The following is a 1,606-nucleotide window of genomic DNA, read 5'->3' as shown; positions in this document are numbered from 1 at the left end:
CGGCTGCCGGACCACATGGTCCCCGCCGCGGTCGTCGCCCTGGACGCCCTCCCGGTCACGGTCAACGGCAAGCTGGACCGCCCTGCCCTCCCCGCCCCCGACTTCACGGACGTCGCCGAGGGACGCGGCCCGGCCACACCCACCGAGGAGATTCTCAGCAGCCTCTACGGCGAGGTCCTCGGCCTGGAGTGGGTGGGCGCCGACGCCTCCTTCTTCGAGCTGGGCGGCGACTCCCTGCTCGCGATGCGGCTCATCGCCCGCATCCGCGCCGTCCTCGACGCGGAGGTCAGCATCGGCGATCTGTTCGCCACCCCCACCGTCGCCGGCGTCGCCCAACTGGTGGGCCGGCTCGGTGGCGAGACCCGGACGCCGCTGATGGCGCGACCGCGGCCCGAGGTGCTGCCGCTGTCGTTCGAGCAGCAGCGGATGTGGTTCCTCAACCGGCTCGAGACCACCGGCGAGGGGGCCGCGTACAACCTCCCGCTGGCCCTGCGGCTCTCCGGTGACCTCGACATTCCCGCGCTGGAAGCCGCCCTCGGCGATGTGGCCGACCGGCATGAGAGCCTGCGCACGGTCTTCCCGGAGACCTCGGGCGTCCCCCGCCAGCGGGTCCTGCACGGCGCGGCGGGCCGCCCCTCGCTCACGGTGATGCACACCGCCGTGGACGAGGTGCCCGCGCAGCTCGCGGCGTACGCGAACCAGCCGTTCGACGTCCGCACCGAACCGCCTTGGCGCGTACGGCTCTTGGTGACCGGACCGGCCGAATACGTCCTCATGGGCGCGGTCCACCACATCGCCGCCGACGGCTGGTCCATGGGCATCCTCGCGGGCGACATCGGCACCGCCTACGCGGCCCGGCGGGCGGGTCGACTGCCCGGGTGGGAGGCCCTGCCGGTGCAGTACGGGGACTACGCCCTGTGGCAGCGCGATGTGCTGGGTGACCTCGGCGATCCGCGGAGTGTCATCAGCGGGCAACTGGACTACTGGCGGCGGACGCTCGCCGGTGCCCCGCAGGAGCTGGACCTGCCGACCGACCGGCCCCGACCTGCGGTGTCCTCCTTCACCGGTGGCGAAATGCCGTTCGAGGTGAACGCGGAGACCCACGCCCGGCTGGTGGAGCTGGCCCAGCGCGGCCGGGCGACGATGTTCATGGTGATGCACACGGCGCTGGCGCTGGTGCTGTCGCGGATGGGCGCGGGTACGGACATTCCCATCGGCACGGCGACCGCGGGGCGTGGTGACGCGGCGCTGGACGGGCTGGCCGGGTTCTTCATCAACACCCTGGTGCTGCGCACCGACCTGAGCGGCGACCCGTCGGTCACCGAACTGCTGGCCCGAGTGCGGGAGACCGATCTGGCGGCGTACGCGCATCAGGATGTGCCGTTCGAGCGGCTGGTCGAGGACCTCAACCCCACCCGGTCGCTGGGCCGGCACCCGCTGTTCCAGGTGTCGCTCACCATGCAGAACCTGCCGCAGGGCCGTCGGCCCTGGGAGCTGGCCGGGCTGGAGGTGAGCGGCCTCCCCGCCGCCTCTCCTGCCGCCCGGTTCGATCTGTCGGCGACGGTGGCCGAGCGCCGCGACGAGGAGGGTGCCCCGACGGGGCTGA

Annotated in this window: 1 protein-coding gene; it reads left to right on the top strand. The window is 73.0% G+C overall.

The features are described 5' to 3' along the window. Window positions 1-1,606 (top strand): condensation domain-containing protein (locus NP777_RS46775; protein ID WP_256656303.1); only part of this gene is annotated, 1,606 nt, incomplete at both ends.

The sequence above is a fragment of the Streptomyces rugosispiralis genome (assembly GCF_024505145.1).
Classification (GTDB): domain Bacteria; phylum Actinomycetota; class Actinomycetes; order Streptomycetales; family Streptomycetaceae; genus Streptomyces; species Streptomyces rugosispiralis.
This window is presented reverse-complemented; position numbering and strand designations above follow the sequence as displayed.